Source organism: Roseivivax isoporae LMG 25204, from assembly GCF_000521865.1.
Classification (GTDB): domain Bacteria; phylum Pseudomonadota; class Alphaproteobacteria; order Rhodobacterales; family Rhodobacteraceae; genus Roseivivax; species Roseivivax isoporae.
Genome location: NZ_JAME01000021.1, coordinates 75,782 through 91,568, shown reverse-complemented (window position 1 = coordinate 91,568; position 15,787 = coordinate 75,782). Strand labels below are relative to the sequence as shown.

18 protein-coding genes and 1 pseudogene are annotated in these 15,787 nt (G+C 71.5%); 7 read left to right on the top strand and 12 right to left on the bottom strand.

Annotation, left to right across the window (positions count from 1 at the left end):
• Together RISW2_RS14235 and RISW2_RS14230 are read right to left on the bottom strand one after the other, a co-directional pair.
• Positions 1–470, bottom strand: a pseudogene (locus tag RISW2_RS14235) (propanediol utilization protein); the annotation flags it as partial.
• Complete coding sequence (locus RISW2_RS14230; RefSeq protein ID WP_043772357.1) at positions 467–1,060, bottom strand: histidine phosphatase family protein; 594 nt, start codon at positions 1,058–1,060, stop codon at positions 467–469. The gene RISW2_RS14230 and the pseudogene RISW2_RS14235, both read right to left, overlap by 4 nt.
• A 44-nt stretch (positions 1,061–1,104) precedes the next feature.
• On the opposite strand from RISW2_RS14230, the gene cobU reads away from it, so the two are divergent.
• The 3 genes from cobU to RISW2_RS14215 are packed head-to-tail and all read left to right on the top strand — an operon-like array spanning position 1,105 to position 3,370.
• Positions 1,105–1,617 carry a bifunctional adenosylcobinamide kinase/adenosylcobinamide-phosphate guanylyltransferase gene (cobU, locus tag RISW2_RS14225; protein ID WP_043772354.1) on the top strand — a complete coding sequence of 171 codons (513 nt, stop codon included), beginning with the start codon at positions 1,105–1,107 and terminating at the stop codon, positions 1,615–1,617.
• On the top strand, positions 1,614–2,627 hold the full coding sequence (gene cobT / locus RISW2_RS14220) for a nicotinate-nucleotide--dimethylbenzimidazole phosphoribosyltransferase (RefSeq protein WP_043772352.1): 1,014 nt from the start codon (positions 1,614–1,616) through the stop codon (positions 2,625–2,627). The genes cobU and cobT overlap by 4 nt, the downstream gene beginning before the upstream one ends.
• Entirely contained in the window at positions 2,624–3,370 is a 747-nt protein-coding gene (locus RISW2_RS14215; RefSeq protein ID WP_043772349.1) for an adenosylcobinamide-GDP ribazoletransferase, read from the top strand. Before cobT ends, RISW2_RS14215 begins: the two co-directional genes overlap by 4 nt.
• A 31-nt stretch (positions 3,371–3,401) precedes the next feature.
• On the opposite strand, the gene RISW2_RS14210 is transcribed toward RISW2_RS14215, so the two are convergent.
• On the bottom strand, positions 3,402–4,187 hold the full coding sequence (locus tag RISW2_RS14210; protein ID WP_043772346.1) for a DUF1013 domain-containing protein: 786 nt from the start codon (positions 4,185–4,187) through the stop codon (positions 3,402–3,404).
• A gap of 136 nt (positions 4,188–4,323) precedes the next feature.
• On the opposite strand from RISW2_RS14210, the gene RISW2_RS14205 reads away from it, so the two are divergent.
• Positions 4,324–4,959 carry a ribonuclease T2 family protein gene (locus tag RISW2_RS14205; protein WP_043772344.1) on the top strand — a complete coding sequence of 212 codons (636 nt, stop codon included), beginning with the start codon at positions 4,324–4,326 and terminating at the stop codon, positions 4,957–4,959.
• Positions 4,960–4,966: 7 nt separating this feature from the next.
• Here RISW2_RS14205 and RISW2_RS14200 read toward each other — a convergent pair whose 3' ends face one another.
• Complete coding sequence (locus RISW2_RS14200; RefSeq protein ID WP_043772342.1) at positions 4,967–5,290, bottom strand: 2Fe-2S iron-sulfur cluster-binding protein; 324 nt, start codon at positions 5,288–5,290, stop codon at positions 4,967–4,969.
• A 119-nt stretch (positions 5,291–5,409) separates the two neighbouring features.
• On the opposite strand from RISW2_RS14200, the gene RISW2_RS14195 reads away from it, so the two are divergent.
• Both RISW2_RS14195 and RISW2_RS14190 read left to right on the top strand, forming a co-directional pair.
• Positions 5,410–5,826 carry an OB-fold nucleic acid binding domain-containing protein gene (locus RISW2_RS14195; RefSeq protein WP_043772340.1) on the top strand — a complete coding sequence of 139 codons (417 nt, stop codon included), beginning with the start codon at positions 5,410–5,412 and terminating at the stop codon, positions 5,824–5,826.
• 63 nt (positions 5,827–5,889) lie between these two features.
• Positions 5,890–6,405, top strand: coding sequence for a peptidoglycan-binding domain-containing protein (locus RISW2_RS14190; protein ID WP_043772338.1), 516 nt, complete (start codon positions 5,890–5,892; stop codon positions 6,403–6,405).
• 39 nt (positions 6,406–6,444) lie between these two features.
• Here the strand turns inward: RISW2_RS14190 and RISW2_RS14185 are convergent, their stop codons facing one another.
• The 7 genes from RISW2_RS14185 to RISW2_RS25825 form a co-directional block, all read right to left on the bottom strand.
• Entirely contained in the window at positions 6,445–7,932 is a 1,488-nt protein-coding gene (locus RISW2_RS14185) for a Do family serine endopeptidase (protein ID WP_043772336.1), read from the bottom strand.
• 148 nt (positions 7,933–8,080) lie between these two features.
• Positions 8,081–8,269, bottom strand: a complete 189-nt coding sequence (locus tag RISW2_RS14180) for a DUF2065 family protein (protein ID WP_043772333.1) — start codon at positions 8,267–8,269, stop codon at positions 8,081–8,083.
• 2 nt (positions 8,270–8,271) lie between these two features.
• Complete coding sequence (gene hflC / locus RISW2_RS14175) at positions 8,272–9,399, bottom strand: protease modulator HflC (protein WP_043772331.1); 1,128 nt, start codon at positions 9,397–9,399, stop codon at positions 8,272–8,274.
• Positions 9,399–10,565, bottom strand: a complete 1,167-nt coding sequence (hflK, locus tag RISW2_RS14170; RefSeq protein ID WP_043772329.1) for an FtsH protease activity modulator HflK — start codon at positions 10,563–10,565, stop codon at positions 9,399–9,401. Before hflK ends, hflC begins: the two co-directional genes overlap by 1 nt.
• A gap of 67 nt (positions 10,566–10,632) precedes the next feature.
• The gene (locus RISW2_RS14165; protein WP_043772327.1) at positions 10,633–12,096 is read right to left on the bottom strand and encodes an FAD-dependent oxidoreductase; all 1,464 of its coding nucleotides are present in this window, start codon (positions 12,094–12,096) and stop codon (positions 10,633–10,635) included.
• Positions 12,097–12,100: 4 nt separating this feature from the next.
• Entirely contained in the window at positions 12,101–12,889 is a 789-nt protein-coding gene (gene rpiA, locus RISW2_RS14160) for a ribose-5-phosphate isomerase RpiA (RefSeq protein WP_043772326.1), read from the bottom strand.
• Positions 12,890–13,044: 155 nt separating this feature from the next.
• Positions 13,045–13,179 carry a hypothetical protein gene (locus RISW2_RS25825; protein ID WP_280113170.1) on the bottom strand — a complete coding sequence of 45 codons (135 nt, stop codon included), beginning with the start codon at positions 13,177–13,179 and terminating at the stop codon, positions 13,045–13,047.
• A gap of 221 nt (positions 13,180–13,400) precedes the next feature.
• Between RISW2_RS25825 and RISW2_RS14155 the strand changes: the two genes are divergently transcribed.
• On the top strand, positions 13,401–14,774 hold the full coding sequence (locus tag RISW2_RS14155) for an L-serine ammonia-lyase (RefSeq protein ID WP_043772324.1): 1,374 nt from the start codon (positions 13,401–13,403) through the stop codon (positions 14,772–14,774).
• Positions 14,775–14,831: 57 nt separating this feature from the next.
• Here the strand turns inward: RISW2_RS14155 and RISW2_RS14150 are convergent, their stop codons facing one another.
• Positions 14,832–15,785 carry a magnesium transporter CorA family protein gene (locus RISW2_RS14150; RefSeq protein ID WP_043772321.1) on the bottom strand — a complete coding sequence of 318 codons (954 nt, stop codon included), beginning with the start codon at positions 15,783–15,785 and terminating at the stop codon, positions 14,832–14,834.
• Positions 15,786–15,787 lie beyond the last annotated feature (2 nt).

Genomic DNA, 15,787 nt, shown 5'->3' with positions numbered 1-15,787 from the left:
AAGCCGCCGACGATGTCGGCCGCGGGCGGCGGCGGCAGCGCGCCCAGGCAACGCGCCGCACGCGGGGCCCAGAGATGCGCGTCGGGTTGCGGCTGCATCAGGGGGTCGGTCGCGCCTTCGGCCGCGAGACAGGCCGCGGCGAGCGCGGCCGTGGGCCCGTCGAACCCGGCGGCGCGCGCCAGGGCCACGAGCGTCGCGGTCGACGCGCCGGCGCCGCCCCCGGGCGGCATCGCGGCGCGCAGCGTGACACGGCCCGCGGCGGGCAGACCCAGCGCCGCGAGGAATGCGCGCGCCCGGCCCGCGTCGATCACGCACGGGTCCTGATCGATGGCGAAGGGCCCTGCCCGCTCGGACCACGTGGCGCGGACCGCGAGCGCGGGACAGGCGAGCGTCACGAGGGCAAGCGGGCCGGCGGGGCCGAGCCGGCCCTGCAGCCACTCGCCGAAATGCCCCGCCACGCGCACGCTCACGCCGCGGCCCCGCTCCAGTTCACCGCGACGACCGAGTAGCCCGCGTCGAGGACGCGCAGACGCGTGGCCGAGAGCGGTGCCACCTCGAAGGCGAGCGCGGCCGCCGCGTCCCCGAGTGCCAGCGCGAGCCCCGCGCGCACGGTGCCTGCATGCGCCACCACGACCGCCGGCCCGCCGCCCGCGCGCACGCTGTCCGCAAGCGTCCCGAGCGCGGCGCCGGCGCGCGCCGCCATGGCTGTAAAGTCTTCACCGCCCGGGTATGCATGAGCGGTCAAGGATTGACGGTCGAGCGGCCCGAGATCGGGCAGCGCCGCGAAGGGCGCCCCGTCCATGGTGCCGAAATCCTGTTCCCAGAGCCGGGCATCGACAGGCACCGCACGGTCCGGGAAGAGCCAGCCCGCGGTTGCGGTGCAGCGCAGGGCCGGGCTCGACACCACCGTCCGCGCGTCGGAAAGGAGCGCCCGCAGCGGCGCGAGCACGGCTTCGCCGGGACGCTCCGCCGGCACGTCGGTGCGCCCGCAGAGCCGTCCCCCATGCGCGGCCGGCGCATGGCGGACGAGGATCAGTTCCATCGGCGCGGGGCGGGTCATTCGGGCCTTTCCAAGCGAAGCGGTTTTTGCTCTCTCACGGCGCAATGCAAAAGTCGATTCTGATCACGGGCGGCGCGCGCTCAGGCAAGAGCGCCCTCGCCGAGGAACTGACCCTCGGGCTCGGGCGGCCGGCGGTCTACATCGCCACGGCCGAGGCGCGGGACGACGAGATGCGCGCGCGCATCGCGCGCCACCGGGACCGCCGGGGGCCCGACTGGCGCACCGTCGCGGCACCCATCGCGCTGGCGCAGGCACTCGACGACAGCGATGGCGAGGCCCCGCGGCTCGTCGACTGCCTTACGCTGTGGCTGACGAACCTGATGCTCGACGGACGGGACTGGGAGGCGGCGACCGAGGGCCTCGCCGCCTGCCTCGCACGCCAGCGCGCGCCGGTCCTGCTGGTGACGAACGAGGTCGGCGCGGGCATCGTGCCCGAGAACGCGCTGGCGCGCGCCTTCCGCGACGCGGCCGGGCTCGTGAACCAGCGGATCGCCCGGGTCTGCGACGAAGTGTGGCTCTCGGTCGCCGGCTGCCCGGTGAAGGTGAAACCCAGATGATCCTCGACGCGCTCACGTCCCTCGACGCCCTGCCGGAACTCGCGCCCCGCCTGCCCGCCTTCGACGAGGACGCGGCGGCAGCGGTGCGCGCGCGCCAGGCGACGCTGACGAAGCCGCCCGGGTCGCTCGGGCGGCTCGAGACCTTCGCGGGCTTCCTCGCGGGCTGGCAGGGCCGCGCCATGCCCCGGCTCGACCGCGCGCAGGCGCTGGTCTTCGCCGGCAATCACGGCGTCTGCGCGCAGCGGGTGAACCCCTTCCCGCAGGCGGTGACGGCGCAGATGGTGGCGAATTTCGAGGCGGGCGGCGCCGCGATCAACCAGCTCTGCACGCTCGCGGGCGCGGATCTGTCGGTGGTGCCGCTGGCGCTCGACACGCCCACCGCGGACATCACCGAGGCGCCCGCCATGGACGAGGGCGAGACGCTGGCGGCGCTGCGCACGGGCGCCGGGGCGGTCGATCCCGGCGCGGACGTCCTGATCCTGGGCGAGATGGGCATCGGCAACTCGACCATCGCGGCGGCGCTGTCCTGCGCGGTCTTCGGCGGCGCGCCGGCGGACTGGGTCGGCCGTGGCACCGGCGCGGACGCGGCCGCCATCGCGCACAAGGCGGATGTGGTGGGCCGCGCGCTGGCGCGTCACGCGGATCTGTCGGCGCCGCGGATCCTCGCGGCGCTTGGCGGACGGGAACAGGCGGCGATCTGCGGCGCGGTGATCGCGGCGCGGATGCAGCGCATCCCCGTCCTTCTCGACGGGTTCATCTGCACCGCGTCGGTCGCGCCGCTGTTCGCGGCCGGGCCCGCCTTCCTCGATCATTGCATGATCGGCCATGCGAGCGCCGAGCCCGGGCACGCATGGCTCGTCGCCGCGCTCGACCGCAGGCCGGTGCTGGACCTCGGGATGGCGCTCGGCGAGGGCACGGGCGCGGCACTGGCGCTGCTGATCCTCCGCGGAGCGCTGGCCTGCCATGCCGGCATGGCGACGTTCGACGAGGCGGGGATCAGCGGCGCATGAGGACGCCCGCGCGCCGCCTGTCCGAGGCCCAGGTCGCACTGATGCTGATGACGCGCCTGCCCGCGGGGCGCATCCGCGGCGCCGTGCCCCACCTCGCCGCCGCCCGCTGGGCCTATCCGCTGGCGGGCCTGCCCGTGGGGCTGATCGTCTGGGCCGTGCTGGCGGGCGCGCTGCAGGCGGACGTGCCGCCGCTGGCCGCGGCCTTCGCGGCCATCGCCGCAGGGGTGCTGGCCACGGGCGGGCTGCACCATGACGGGCTCGCGGATTTCGCGGACGGGATCGGCGGCGGACGCGATGCCGCGCATTGCCTCGAGATCATGCGCGACAGCCGGATCGGCAGCTACGGCGTGCTGGCGCTGGTTCTTGCGCTGGGGCTCGGTGCGGCCGCGCTGGCCGGGACGTCGCCGCCGCTGGCCGCGATCCTCTGCGCGGCGGTCGCGAGCCGGCTCGCCATGCTGGCGGTGCTGGACCTCCTGCCGCCGGCGCGGGACGACGGGCTCGGCCGGTCGGCCTCCGCGCGGGGCCCGGGGCGCGCCTGGATCCCCGGGGCCGTGACGGTGGCGATCCTCTGGGCCGCCAGCGGGGCTGCCGCGACGGTCGCGCTGGCCGTGATGGCTGCCGCGGCGGTGCCCGTGGCACTGCTGGCGCGGCGCAGGATCGGCGGGCAGACGGGGGACGTGCTGGGCGCGGTGCAGGTCACGGCCGAGACGGCCGGCTGGGTGGCGCTGGCGGCGCTGGCCTGAGGCCCGCACCGCCCGGCGCCGAGGCGGGCGGTCAGCCGCGCGGGTCGTCGCTGTCGTCGTCCTCGTCGTCGTCATCCGCGTCGGGCAGGTTGAAGAAGCTGTCCGCGTCCGCGTAGTCCTGCTTGCCGCGCTTGCGGTGCGTGTCCTCGTCCTCGTCGTCCTGGTCGCGCGGATCGCTGAGGCTGAAGCTCTCGAGCCCCTCGATGGCGGACGGCAGGCGCGGCTCGGGGTCCATGCCGAGCGACTGCTCGGTCGAGACGAGCTTGCGGCGCGCGTCGTCGTCCATCACCTCGCCCGTCGACTTCGACGCCTTCTGGATGGCGGCATCGAGTTCGGACTGGCGGCAGAGCCCCAGCGCCACCGGGTCGATCGGCTGGATGTTGGCGATGTTCCAGTGCGTGCGCTCGCGGATCGACTGGATCGTCGGCTTGGTGGTGCCGACCAGCTTGCCGATCTGGCCGTCCGACAGCTCGGGGTGGAACTTGACCAGCCACAGGATGGCCGCCGGGCGGTCCTGCCGCTTCGAAAGCGGGGTGTAGCGTGGGCCACGGCGCTTTTCCTCGTCGCGCGCGGCGGGGTTGAACTTCATCTTCATCCGGTAGGCCGGGCTCTTCTCGGCCTGCTCGATCTCGGACTGATCGAGCTGGTTGTTCGCGACCGGATCGAATCCCTTCACGCCGCCGGCCACGTCACCGTCGGCGATGCCCTGGACCTCGAGCTCGTGCATGCCGGTGAAATCCGCGATCTGCTTGAAGGTCAGCGTGGTGTTGTCCACGAGCCAGACGGCGGTGGCCTTGGGATGCAAGAGCTTGGCCATGATGTCTTCTCCTTGAATACGTCTTCGCCCTCTCCCGGGCGTCTGGCCCAGGAGGTCCCGGCCGGGCCGGGACGGTTTCCGTTGTCGGGGAACTCGGCGGGTATATAGTGATCGCGGCGTGCGGAGGAAAGAGGAAATGCGGGCGTCTGTGGCGCTGCTGGTCGCGGCTTTGCTCCTGGCCCCGCCCCTGCGGGCCGAAGGGGACCGCGCCGGGGCGTTCGACTATTACGTGCTGGCGATGAGCTGGTCGCCCACCTGGTGCGCGCTCGAGGGCCGCGCGCGGGACGCCGCGCAATGCGACCGGCGCCTCGGCTGGGTGCTGCACGGGCTCTGGCCGCAATACCGGCGCGGCTGGCCGTCCGATTGCGTGACACCGCACGCGCCGCCGTCGCGGGCGATGACGGCGGCGATGACCGACGTCATGGGATCCCCGGGACTAGCCTGGCACCAGTGGCGCAAGCACGGGACCTGTTCGGGGCTCGACGCGGGCAGCTATTTCGCGGCCGCGCGGCGGGCCTTCGACGCGGTGGCGAAACCCCCAGCGCTCGACCGGCTGGAGCGGCCGGTGACGCTGCCCGCCGGGGTCGTCGAGGAGGCGTTCCTCGAGGCGAATCCCGGCTGGACGGCGGACATGCTGACGATCACCTGCCGCGCGGGCCGCATCCAGGAGGCGCGGCTCTGCCTGACCAGGGACCTCGCCCCCAGACGTTGCGGCGACGACGTGATCCGGGATTGCAGCGCGCGCGACGCGCTGCTCGACCCGGTGCGCTAGGCGCGTCTCAGATCTGCTTTTCCGGCATCTGCACCACGAGCCCGTCGAGCGCGTCGCTCACCTTGAGCTGGCAGGTCAGGCGCGAACGGGACGGATCGGGCTCGAAGGCGAAGTCGAGCATGTCCTCTTCCATGTCCTCCTTGGGCGGCAGCTTCGCCACCCAGTCGGGATGCACGTAGACATGGCAGGTGGAGCAGGCGCAGGCACCGCCGCAATCGGCCTCGATCCCCGGGATGCCGTTGTCGCGGGCGCCTTCCATCACGGTCAGCCCGTTGGCCACCTCGACCACGTGCTCGGTCCCGTTGTGCTCGATATAGGTGATCTTCGCCATCGGCGGTCTCTCCATCCTTTCGGTCCGGCCTCTACGTAGAGAAGCGCCCGCCCGGCTTCCAGCGCTTTCGGTGCGACTTGTCCGCCGGGCGCGGATGTTCTATCTTCGTTCGCGTGACGATGCCCGTGTTCCGCCCCCACCCCGAGCCTGCGCCGCGCCGGGCCGCCGTTCGCGCGGACTGGCCGCGCCCGCCCGCCTGCCTGACCGCCGCGCGGCTGGGCGAGCCGCCGCAGGGGGCGCGGGTCGCGGTGGCGGGGCTCGTGATCCTGCGGCAGCGGCCGGGCACCGCCAAGGGTGTGATCTTCCTCACGCTCGAGGACGAGACCGGGATCGTGAACGTGATCGTCTGGCGCAAGATCTACGAACGCTTTCGCCGGGCGGTGATCGCGGGGCGGATGCTGCGCGTCACCGGGTCGCTGCAGCGCGAGACCGGCGTGACGCACGTGATCGCCGAGGAGGTGGAGGACGTGTCCTACCTGCTCGACCGGCTCCTGGCCGCGCCCGAGGCGCTTTCACCCCCGCCGCCGAGCGGCTAGGATGGCGCAAAAGCCGCGTGTCCCCCCGGGCATGCGCGACACGAGCAGGCGCCCGAACAGAAGATGACACCGACCCGGACCGCCGCGATCGCCGCGGCCCTCGCCCTGACCGCCGCCTGCGCGGCCGAGGACGCCGCGCAGCCGAACGGCCCGGACGCGGCAGCGGGCGCCGCCGACGCCGAGGGCCGCTGCTGGGCGACCGAGCCGGTCCCCGCGATCTACGAACAGGTGCCGGGACAGGTCCAGGTGGTGCAGGCCGAGATCGCGGAGGACGGCACGGTCCTGCGTCCGCCCATCTACCGCAACACCAGCGTACCGAAGATCGTCCGCCCGCGCGGCGAGATGCGGTTCGAGGTGCCCTGTCGGGCCGACATGGCGCCGGATTTCGCCGCCTCGGTGCAGCGGGCGCTGAAGGTGCGGGGAAAGTATGGCGGGCCCGTCACGGGACGCTTCGACGCGGCGACCACGGCGGCGATCCGCCGCTACCAGTCCGAGCGCGGGCTCGAGAGCGGGACGCTGTCGCTGGAGACGGCCCGCTCGCTGGGCCTGGCCCCGGTGGCGCTGCCCGGGACGGAGTGAGCGCGCCCCCGGCCGCGGACCGGCCGGGGGCATCCTCGATCATTCCTCGGATGCGGCCTCGAGCGACAGCGCGACGAAACGCGGGTTGCCGTCACGGCGCACGAGCAGCAGCAGCGACCGCCGTCCGGCATCCCGGGCCTCGGTGATGCGGCCCTCGAGGTCGGAGATCGACTGCACCTCGGCCTGCCCGGCCTCGGCGATCACGTCCCCCTCGCGCAGGCCCTTCTCCCAGGCCTCGGCCTCCTGATCGATGCCGGTCACCACGAGGCCGGTCACACCCTCGCCGAGCGACAGCTGCTCGCGCAGCTCGGACGTGATCGGGCTGAGCGTCATGCCGAGAACCTCGGATTCCGACGGCTCCTCGGGAGTGGGCGTGCCGTCCGGACCGACCGCGGCCATCTGCGCATCCTCGCGCCGGCCGAGCGTCACGCGGAAGGTCTGGGTCTCGCCCTCGCGGTTGACCACCACGCGCACGGTCTTGCCCACCGCCGTGTTGCCGACCTGGCGGACCAGCGACCGGGTGTCGGTCACCTGGGTGCCGTCGAAGGTCACGATGACGTCGCCCGCCTGGATGCCGGCCTCGGAGGCCGGGCCCTCGGGCACGTCGGTCACCAGCGCACCGTCGGTAGAGGCGAGCCCCATGGCCTCGGCCACGTCGTCGGTCACGTCCTGGATCGACACGCCGAGCCAGCCGCGGCGGGTTTCGCCGAACTCGCGCAGCTGGTCGATGACGCTGGTCACCACGTTCGAGGACATGGCGAAGCCGATGCCGATCGACCCGCCGGTGGGCGACAGGATCGCGGTGTTCACGCCGATCACCTCGCCCTCCATGTTGAACAGCGGGCCGCCCGAATTGCCGCGATTGATGGCCGCGTCGGTCTGGATATAATCGTCGTAGCTGCCCGAAAGCGCGCGGCCGCGCGCCGACACGATGCCCGCCGACACCGAGAAGCCCTGCCCCAGCGGGTTGCCCATGGCCATCACCCAGTCGCCCACGCGCATGGCGTCGCTGTCGCCGAAGCTGACGAAGGGCAAGGGACCGTCGGCCTCGACCTTGAGAAGGGCGATGTCGGTGTTGGGGTCGGTGCCGACCACCTCGGCGGCCAGTTCGCCGCCGGTGAAGAACTCGACGCTGATCTCGTCCGCGCCCTCGATCACGTGGTTGTTGGTGACCACGTAGCCGTCCTCGGAGATGACGAAGCCCGATCCCAGCGCCGAGGAGCGGCGCATCGGGTCGTCACCGCCCTGCCCGTTGCGGTCGCGGAACTCGCGGAAGAACTCCTCGAAGGGGGAGCCCTCGGGCACGAGCCCCTGCGGGCCGGTCTGCCCGGCGACGGTGGTCGAGGTGGTGATGTTCACCACCGACGGGCTGATCCGCTCGGCCAGGGGCGCGAAGCTTTCGGGGGCGCCCTGCGCGGCGGCGAGGAGCGTCTGCGCGAGGATCAGGACGGCCGTGAAGGTCGCGATCCAGAACAGGCGCAGCGCACGCAGCGGATCGGACGTCCGGGCTTTGACTTGGGCTTTCAATGGTCACTCCTCTGGATTGCCGGGCGGCGCCGTCGCGATGCGGGCCGCGCCTCCTGCTCGGTCTCATGCGGGAGAATAGGGGTTTTGCGGCAACACTCAAAGCCGCTTTCGTGCTCTCAACCGCTTGTGACCCTCGCGGGGGGTGCGGTCAGAGCGCCACCCAGAGGATCGCGATGCCCGTGAGCGCGGTCAGGAGGCCCAGCATGCGCCGCGCCTCGAGCGGCAGGCCCGCGAGCGCCTCGAGCAGGCGTTCCAAAAGCGAAGGGGCCAGCGCCCAGGCCAGCCCCTCCACGATCAGTGCGCCCGCGAACAGCACGAGAAGCGTGTTCGCCTCCATGGTCAGTTCGCGACCGGCGCGTCCTCGTCCTCGGGCGCGGTGTCGTCCTCGGGCGCGGTCTCGCCCTCGGCGTCGTCGGGGCCCTGCGGACGGTCCTGGCTCGACCGTTCCTCGATCTGGCGCTCGGCCTCCTCGGCGCTGCGCTCGATCTCCTGGCGCGCGCTGTCGGGCAGGTCGGGCGAGATCTCGCTCTGCGGCGCGAGCTGGCGCAGGCGTTCGACATCCGTGTCCGAGATGCTGACAGCCGAGAGGCCCTCTGCCCGGATCGCCTCGAAGAGCGGCCCCACGAACTCGCTGTCGGGCGAGATCACCAGCGTCGAATTGTCCCGCTGGAGCGAGCGTTCAAGCGCCGTGAGCGACCGGTAGAACGAGAAGAACTCCGGGTTGTCGCCGAAGGCCTCGGCGTAGACGCGGTTGCGTTCCGCGTCGGCCTCGCCTCGGATGATGTCCGCCTCGCGGTTGGCGTTCGACGTGGTCTCGACCACGGTGCGGTCCGCGGCCGCGCGCACGCGCTGCGCAGCCTCGTTGCCGCGCGCGATCTCGTCGGCGGCCTCGCGTTCGCGTTCCGCCCGCATCCGGGCGAAGGTGGCGTCGAGGTTCTGCTGCGGCAGGTTGGTCTGCTTCAGCCGGACATCGACGATCTGGAGGCCAAGGCTCTCGGCCGACTGGCGCGCCTGCTCGCGGATGCGGATGGCGAGGTCGCGGCGGTCCTGCGAGAGGATCCGGTCGGACGTCACCTGGTCGGCACCGAGCACCTCGCGGATCTGCGCGTTGAGGATCGAGCTCAGCCGGTCCTCGGCGGTGCGGATGCCGCCGACGCCGACCGCCTGACGGAACTGCACCACGTCGGCGATGCGGTAGCGGGCGAAGGCGTCGACCACGAGCCGGCGATCGTCCGCCGGGGTGACCTCGATCGTCTCGGTGTCGAGCGACAGGATGCGGTCGTCGTACTTCACCACTTCCTGGATGATCGGCAGCTTGAAGCCGAGCCCCGGCTCCTCGCGGACCTGCTTGATCTGGCCGAACTGCAGGACCAGCGCCTTTTCGCGTTCGTCGACGATGAACAGCGACGACCAGATGCCGACCACCAGGATCACGAGGACGGGCAGGATGACGGTCTGGAAACGCATCAGTTCGACCCTCCGGTGCTGGCGGCGCCGCCCTGGGGCGCGCTGCGGCGGTTCAGTTCGTTGAGCGGCAGGAAGGGCAGCACGCCGCTGCCGCTGCCGGCACCCGCCTCGTCGAGCACGATCTTGTCGATCTGGCCGAGCGTGCGCTCTATCGTCTCGAGGTAGAGGCGGCGCTGCGTGACCTCGGGCGCCTGGTTGAATTCCTGCGCGACGGAGATGAAGCGCGACGCCTCACCGATGGCTTCGTTGACCACGCGGGCGCGGTACGCCTCGGCCTGTTCGAGCGTCTGCGCCGCCTCGCCGCGGGCCTCTGCCAGCACGCGGTTGGCGTAGGCGTCGGCCTGGCGCTGCAGCCGGTCGCGTTCCTGTTCGGCCGCCTGCACCTCGCGGAAGGCGTCGATCACCTCGGCCGGCGGGTCGGCCGCGTCGAGGTTCACCCGGACCACGCTGATGCCCGAATCGTATTCGTCGAGCGTGCCCTGGATGTTCTGCAGCGCGGTGTCGGCGATGAGGCCCCGGTCGCGGTTGAGGATCGGCGCGAGGTTCGAGGCCGCGATGATCTCGCGCATGACCGATTCGGACACCGCCTGGACGGTCAGCTGCGGGTCGCGGATGTTGAACAGGAGCCGTGCCGGGTCGGCAATGTTCCAGACCACCTGGAACTCGATGTCGACGATGTTGGCGTCGGTCGTCAGCATCAGGCCGTCATCGTCGGCCCCGCGTCCGAGCCCGATGTTCTCGGTGCGCTCGGAGGTGACGTTCACGACCTCGTAGGTCACGAACGGCCACGGCGCGAAGTTGAGGCCCGGCTGGCCGGTCGAGGAATATTCGCCGAGGAAGAGCTCCACCGACTGTTCCTCGGGTCGCACGGTGTAGAAGCTCGACCACGCCCAGACGGCGAAAAGAACGAGCGCGCCGATGATGAACACGCCGCGCGAGGGCATCTGGCCGCCGCCGCCCGAACCGCCGCCGGTGTTGTTGCCGCGACCACCCATGAGCACGCGCAGCCGTTCCTGGCCCTTGCGGACCAGATCGTCGATCTCGGGGATCTGGTTGTTGTCGCCGGGTCTGCGTCCGCCGCCACCGCCGCCCTGCGGGCGCTGGGGACCGCCGCCGCCCTGGCCGCCGCCGCCGCCGCCCCAGGGGCCGCCGCTGTTTCCTGCCATTAATCGTGGCTCCCTTGATGGATATCCGTTTCTTGTTGCTCGTAAGCTGGGCACGTGCCCTTCGAATTCAACCGCTGCGCACAGGTTTCCGCATGGTCACGATCTCTTCGGCCATGGTGGGGTGAACGGCGACCGTCCGGTCGAAATCCTCCTTGGTCGCACCCATTTTTACCGCGATCCCCGCGAGCTGGATCATCTCGCCTGCGCCGGGTGCGACGATATGACAGCCGAGCACGCGCCGCGTCTCCTTCGACACGACGAGCTTCATCAGGACGCGATCGGGCCGGCCGATGAAGGCGGTCTGCATCGGGCGGAAGGAGGTGCAGTAGACCTCGATCTCCTCCTGCTCCATCGCCTGCTCCTCGGTCAGCCCCACGGTGCCGAATTCCGGCTGGGTGAAGACCGCGGACGGGATCATCTCGTGGTCGGCCGGCGTCGGGTTGCCGCGGAACACGGTCTCGACGAAGGCCATGCCCTCGCGGATCGCGACCGGGGTCAGGTTCACCCGGTTCGTCACGTCGCCGATGGCGTAGATCGAGGGCACCGAGGTCTGGCTGTACTTGTCGACCGCCACGGCGCCGCCGCGGCCGAGCTTCACGCCCGCCTCCTCGAGGCCCATGTCGGCGGTGTTGGGCGCGCGGCCGGTGGCGAAGAAGACGGCGTCGAACACCGCCTCGCGCCCGGTCGAGGTCTTGACCCGCACCGGGCCGCCGCGGTCGGGCCGCGCCTGGCCGCCCTGCTCCGCGCCGGATTGCCGTTCCGAGGCGGGGGCGGCGTACATGTTGGTGCCCGCCCCGCTCGGCCGGTCGTCGGGATGGCCGATCTCGATCACGTCGGTGCCGGTGTGCAGGTCGATGCCGCGGGCGGACATCGCGTCGGCGATGAGCCCGCGCGCCTCCTCGTCGAAGCCGCGCAGGATCTGCGCCCCGCGGTAATACTGCGTTACGTCGACGCCCAGACCGTTGAGGATGCAGGCGAACTCGCAGGCGATGTAACCGCCGCCGACGATCAGGATGGATTTCGGCAGCTCCGGCAGGCCGAAGATGTCGTCCGAGACGAGGCCCAGATCGGCGTTCGGGATGTCGGGCCGCACCGGCCGGCCGCCGGTGGCGACAAGGATGTGCTTGGCGCTCAGCACCTCGCCGGTGGACAGCTCGACCGTGTGCGGATCGCGCAGACGCGCGCGCGCATCATAGGTGGTGACGCCCGACCCCTTGAGGAGCGTGTCGCGGTAGATGCTCTCGAGGCGGTCGAGTTCCTTCTGCAGGTGTCCAGAGAAGGCCTGCCAGTCGAAGCTGCCGCGCTCCATCGACCAGCCGTAGCCCTGCGCGTCGCTGGCGATGCCGCCATATTCCGATGCGAAGACCATGAGTTTCTTCGGGACGCAGCCGCGGATCACGCAGGTGCCGCCGTAGCGGCTTTCCTCCGCGAGGCCGACGCGGGCCCCGGTCTCGCCGGCGGCGACGCGCGCGGCACGGGTGCCGCCCGAGCCCCCGCCGATCACGAACAGGTCGTAGTCGAAGTCGGCCATGCGCTCAGTCCCCCAGGTCGCTGAAGAGGTTCTCGCTCTCGACGAAGTCGAGCCGGTCCTCGGTCACGGTGCCCGCGTTGATGTCGCGCACCTCGACCCGGCCGTCGCCGTGGCCCACGATCACCATGTCGCAGATGTCGATGAAAAGCCCGCTCTCGACCACGCCGGGGATCTGGTTGAGGACCATCGCCATCTGGCGCGGGTTGCCGATGCGGCCGAGGTGCAGGTCGAGGATGTGGTTGCCCTCGTCGGTGACGAAGGGCCGGTCGCCCGCCATGCGCAGGGTCATGTCGCGCCCGAGCACGTCCATCGCCACGAGCGATTCCTCGATCAGCGCCTGCGTCGTGCGCCAGCCGAACGGCACCACCTCGACCGGAAGCGGGAAGTGCCCGAGATTGCTGACCTCCTTGGCGGCATCCGCGATCACGATCATCTGGTCGGACGCGGTGGCGACGATCTTTTCCTGCAGCAGCGCGCCGCCGCCGCCCTTGATCAGGTTCAGCTCGGGGTCGAATTCGTCGGCGCCGTCGATGGTGACGTCGAGCCACTTCGCCTCGTCGAGGCCGATCACCTCGATCCCGACCTCGCGGGCAAGCTCGGCGGTGCGGGTCGAGGTCGGCACGCCGCGGAAGCGCAGGCCGTCCTCGCGCACCATCTCGCCGAGGCAGCGGACGAGCCAGGCGGCGGTCGAGCCGGTTCCGAGCCCCACCCGCATCCCGTCCTCGACATAGTCGGCCGCGCGGCGCGCGGCGACGAACTTGGCCTTGTCGATCGGCGAGAGTTCTGCGGGCATGGCGTGGAATCCTTCGGGCAGCGCATCGGCGGGACGCCGTGCGCCCCCTTGCCGGCAGGCTTATAGGCGCCGGCGCACGGGAGCAAGCGCGCGGCGCCGCGACCCCATGCCGCCGGTCGCGCGCCCGAAGTCCTGCGCGGTCGCGTCCCGCGCCGTCAGTCCGCGACGGCCGCGGTCCGGTCCGCCACGGACACGAGCGGCAGCGGCACCTCGCCCCGCGCCAGGGTCGCCCAGAAACCGATCACGATCATGGCGCCGACGAGCGCCGCGCGGTCGAGAACGAGTCGCATCGGATCCTCCATTCCAGCCCTCGGACAACATGCTCGGGGTTCCTGAAGGAAATATTAAGGCAGCGAGGTCAGAAACGTGCGCTGCCCGGTCGCGAACGGATCATGCCCCCTGTCCGGCCCGGGCTAGATCGCTGAACAGGTGCATCCGCGCCCGCCCTTGCACCCTGCGCCCGGACGCGTGAGGCTTGGGGGCACGCCAGCCAGGAAGGATACGGTCCGCGATGTTTCTCTCGGTCTTCGACATGTTCAAGGTGGGCATCGGCCCGTCCTCGTCGCACACGATGGGGCCGATGGTCGCGGCGGCGCGCTTCCTCGACCGGATGCGCGCGGCGGACTTCGCCTGCGCGGGCGTGAAGGGATCGCTGCACGGCTCGCTCGCCTTCACCGGCGTCGGGCACGCGACGGACCGCGCGGTCATCCTGGGCCTCGCCGGGTTCCGGCCCGAGAGTTACGACGCCGAGGCGGCGGAGGCGGCGCTGGCCGCGATCCGCGAGACGAAGACGGTGACGCCCGAGGGGCTGACGGAGCTGGCCTTCGATCCCGCGCGCGACCTGCGCTTCGACTACGACCGGGCGCTGCCCGGGCATGCGAACGGAATGATCCTGATGGGCACCGACGCGCAGGGCGATGTCATCCTGCAGGAGACCTACTATTCCGTCGGTGGCGGATTCGTCCTGACGGAAGAAGAGCTTGCCCGCGGCAAGGACACCGACGACGGCCCGCCCGTGCCCTACCCGTTCCGCAGCGCGACCGAGATGCTGGCCATGGCCGAGGCGTCAGGGCTGTCGATCGCGCAGATGAAGCGCGCGAACGAGGTGTCGCGCGGATCGGGCGACGCGCTCGACCGCGGGGTGGCGCGCATCTGGGAGGTCATGGATGCCTGCATCGAGCGGGGCATGCATGCGGACGGCATCCTGCCGGGGGGGCTCAAGGTGCGCCGGCGCGCCAAGACGATCCGCGACGCGCTGGTGGCCGAGCGGGGCACGAACCTTGCCGCGCCGCACACGATCAACGACTGGATGAGCCTCTATGCCATGGCGGTGAACGAGGAGAACGCGGCGGGCGGACAGGTGGTGACGGCGCCGACGAACGGGGCCGCGGGCGTGGTGCCGGCGACCATCCGCTACTGGCTCGACCACGTGCCGGGGGCGAGCCGCTCGAAGGTGCCGGATTTCCTGCTGACGGCCGCGGCGATCGGCGGGCTCGTGAAATACAACGCGTCGATCTCGGGCGCCGAGGCCGGATGCCAGGCCGAGGTCGGATCGGCGGCGGCGATGGCCGCGGCAGGGCTCTGCGCGGTCCTGGGCGGCACGCCCGCGCAGATCGAGAACGCGGCGGAAATCGCGCTGGAACATCACCTTGGCATGACCTGCGACCCGGTGAAGGGGCTCGTGCAGGTGCCCTGCATCGAGCGCAACGGGCTCGGTGCGGTCAAGGCGGTGTCGGCCGCGTCGCTCGCGCTGAGGGGCGACGGCGTGCACCTCGTGCCGCTCGACGCCTGCATCGAGACCATGCGCCAGGTTGGGGCGGACATGGCGGAGAAGTACAAGGAGACCTCGCTCGGCGGGCTCGCGGTCAACGTCCCGAACTGCTGAGGCAGACCGTCGGCAGGCGTATGGGTCCGGTATGGCCGCGGTATGGCCCCGCGCCCGTCAGAGCCAGCCGCGCCGGCGGAAATAGAGGTAGGGCAGGATCGCCGAGACCACCATCGCGCCCAGCGCCATCGGGTATCCGAACGGCAGTCCGAGCTCCGGCATGTGTTGGAAGTTCATGCCGTAGATCGAGGCGATGAGCGTCGGCGGCAGGAACATGACGGCGGCGACCGAGAAGATCTTGATGATCGCGTTCTGCTCGATCGAGATCATGCCGAGCGTCGCGTCGAGCAGGAACGTGATCTTCTGCGACAGGAAGCCCGCGTGGTCGAGGAGCGAGCGGATGTCTCGGGACAGCGTCTTGGTCCGCTCGCGCAGGTCCTTGCCCGCGGAGCGGCGCGCCAGCACCTGACCGAGGAAGCGGGCGAGGCGGTCGAGTGTCACGAGGCTGTCGCGGATGTTCGAGGCGAGCTCGCCCTTGCGGCCGATGCGTTCGAGCACGTCCTGGAAATCGCGGCTGACGGTCGCCTCGGAGCTGAAGACGCCGCGCGAGATCGTGTCGATCTCGCCGCCGAGGCGTTCGAGGATGTCGGCCAGCCGGTCGACCACCGCCTCGAGCAGCGACACTGTGACATCGCCCGCCCCGTCGAAGGCCATGTCGCCGCGCGTCGCGCGGTCGGGAAAGGTCTCGAAGGCGCGGGGCGCGTGGTGGCGCACCGTGACCAGCCGGTCCGGCGTGAGCACGAAGCTCACGGGCGCCATCACCGGCTGCGCGTCCTCGGTCCGGGCGGGCAGGATCGCGGTCATCACCGCGGTCTCGCCCCGGGCATAGAGGCGCGAGGAGATCTCGATCTCCTCCATCTCCTCGGCACGCGGCAGGGGCAGGCCGGCGAGGTCTTCGGCCAGCGCGCGCTCGTCCTCGCCCGGCTGCGCGAGGTCGAGCCAGACGGCGCCGGCCCCGGCGCGCGGCAACGCGACCAGCGCGCCGTTCTCGAGTGCGTATCCGCGGATCATCC

Bases quoted from the DNA above. Each gene is read 5' to 3' on its own strand.
- RISW2_RS14230 (WP_043772357.1), bottom strand. From the start codon at position 1,060: ATGACCCGCCCCGCGCCGATGGAACTGATCCTCGTCCGCCATGCGCCG.
- cobU (WP_043772354.1), top strand. From the start codon at position 1,105: ATGCAAAAGTCGATTCTGATCACGGGCGGCGCGCGCTCAGGCAAGAGC.
- cobT (WP_043772352.1), top strand. From the start codon at position 1,614: ATGATCCTCGACGCGCTCACGTCCCTCGACGCCCTGCCGGAACTCGCG.
- RISW2_RS14215 (WP_043772349.1), top strand. From the start codon at position 2,624: ATGAGGACGCCCGCGCGCCGCCTGTCCGAGGCCCAGGTCGCACTGATG.
- RISW2_RS14210 (WP_043772346.1), bottom strand. From the start codon at position 4,187: ATGGCCAAGCTCTTGCATCCCAAGGCCACCGCCGTCTGGCTCGTGGAC.
- RISW2_RS14205 (WP_043772344.1), top strand. From the start codon at position 4,324: ATGCGGGCGTCTGTGGCGCTGCTGGTCGCGGCTTTGCTCCTGGCCCCG.
- RISW2_RS14200 (WP_043772342.1), bottom strand. From the start codon at position 5,290: ATGGCGAAGATCACCTATATCGAGCACAACGGGACCGAGCACGTGGTC.
- RISW2_RS14195 (WP_043772340.1), top strand. From the start codon at position 5,410: ATGCCCGTGTTCCGCCCCCACCCCGAGCCTGCGCCGCGCCGGGCCGCC.
- RISW2_RS14190 (WP_043772338.1), top strand. From the start codon at position 5,890: ATGACACCGACCCGGACCGCCGCGATCGCCGCGGCCCTCGCCCTGACC.
- RISW2_RS14180 (WP_043772333.1), bottom strand. From the start codon at position 8,269: ATGGAGGCGAACACGCTTCTCGTGCTGTTCGCGGGCGCACTGATCGTG.
- hflC (WP_043772331.1), bottom strand. From the start codon at position 9,399: ATGCGTTTCCAGACCGTCATCCTGCCCGTCCTCGTGATCCTGGTGGTC.
- hflK (WP_043772329.1), bottom strand. From the start codon at position 10,565: ATGGCAGGAAACAGCGGCGGCCCCTGGGGCGGCGGCGGCGGCGGCCAG.
- RISW2_RS14165 (WP_043772327.1), bottom strand. From the start codon at position 12,096: ATGGCCGACTTCGACTACGACCTGTTCGTGATCGGCGGGGGCTCGGGC.
- rpiA (WP_043772326.1), bottom strand. From the start codon at position 12,889: ATGCCCGCAGAACTCTCGCCGATCGACAAGGCCAAGTTCGTCGCCGCG.
- RISW2_RS25825 (WP_280113170.1), bottom strand. From the start codon at position 13,179: ATGCGACTCGTTCTCGACCGCGCGGCGCTCGTCGGCGCCATGATCGTG.
- RISW2_RS14155 (WP_043772324.1), top strand. From the start codon at position 13,401: ATGTTTCTCTCGGTCTTCGACATGTTCAAGGTGGGCATCGGCCCGTCC.
- RISW2_RS14150 (WP_043772321.1), bottom strand. From the start codon at position 15,785: ATGATCCGCGGATACGCACTCGAGAACGGCGCGCTGGTCGCGTTGCCG.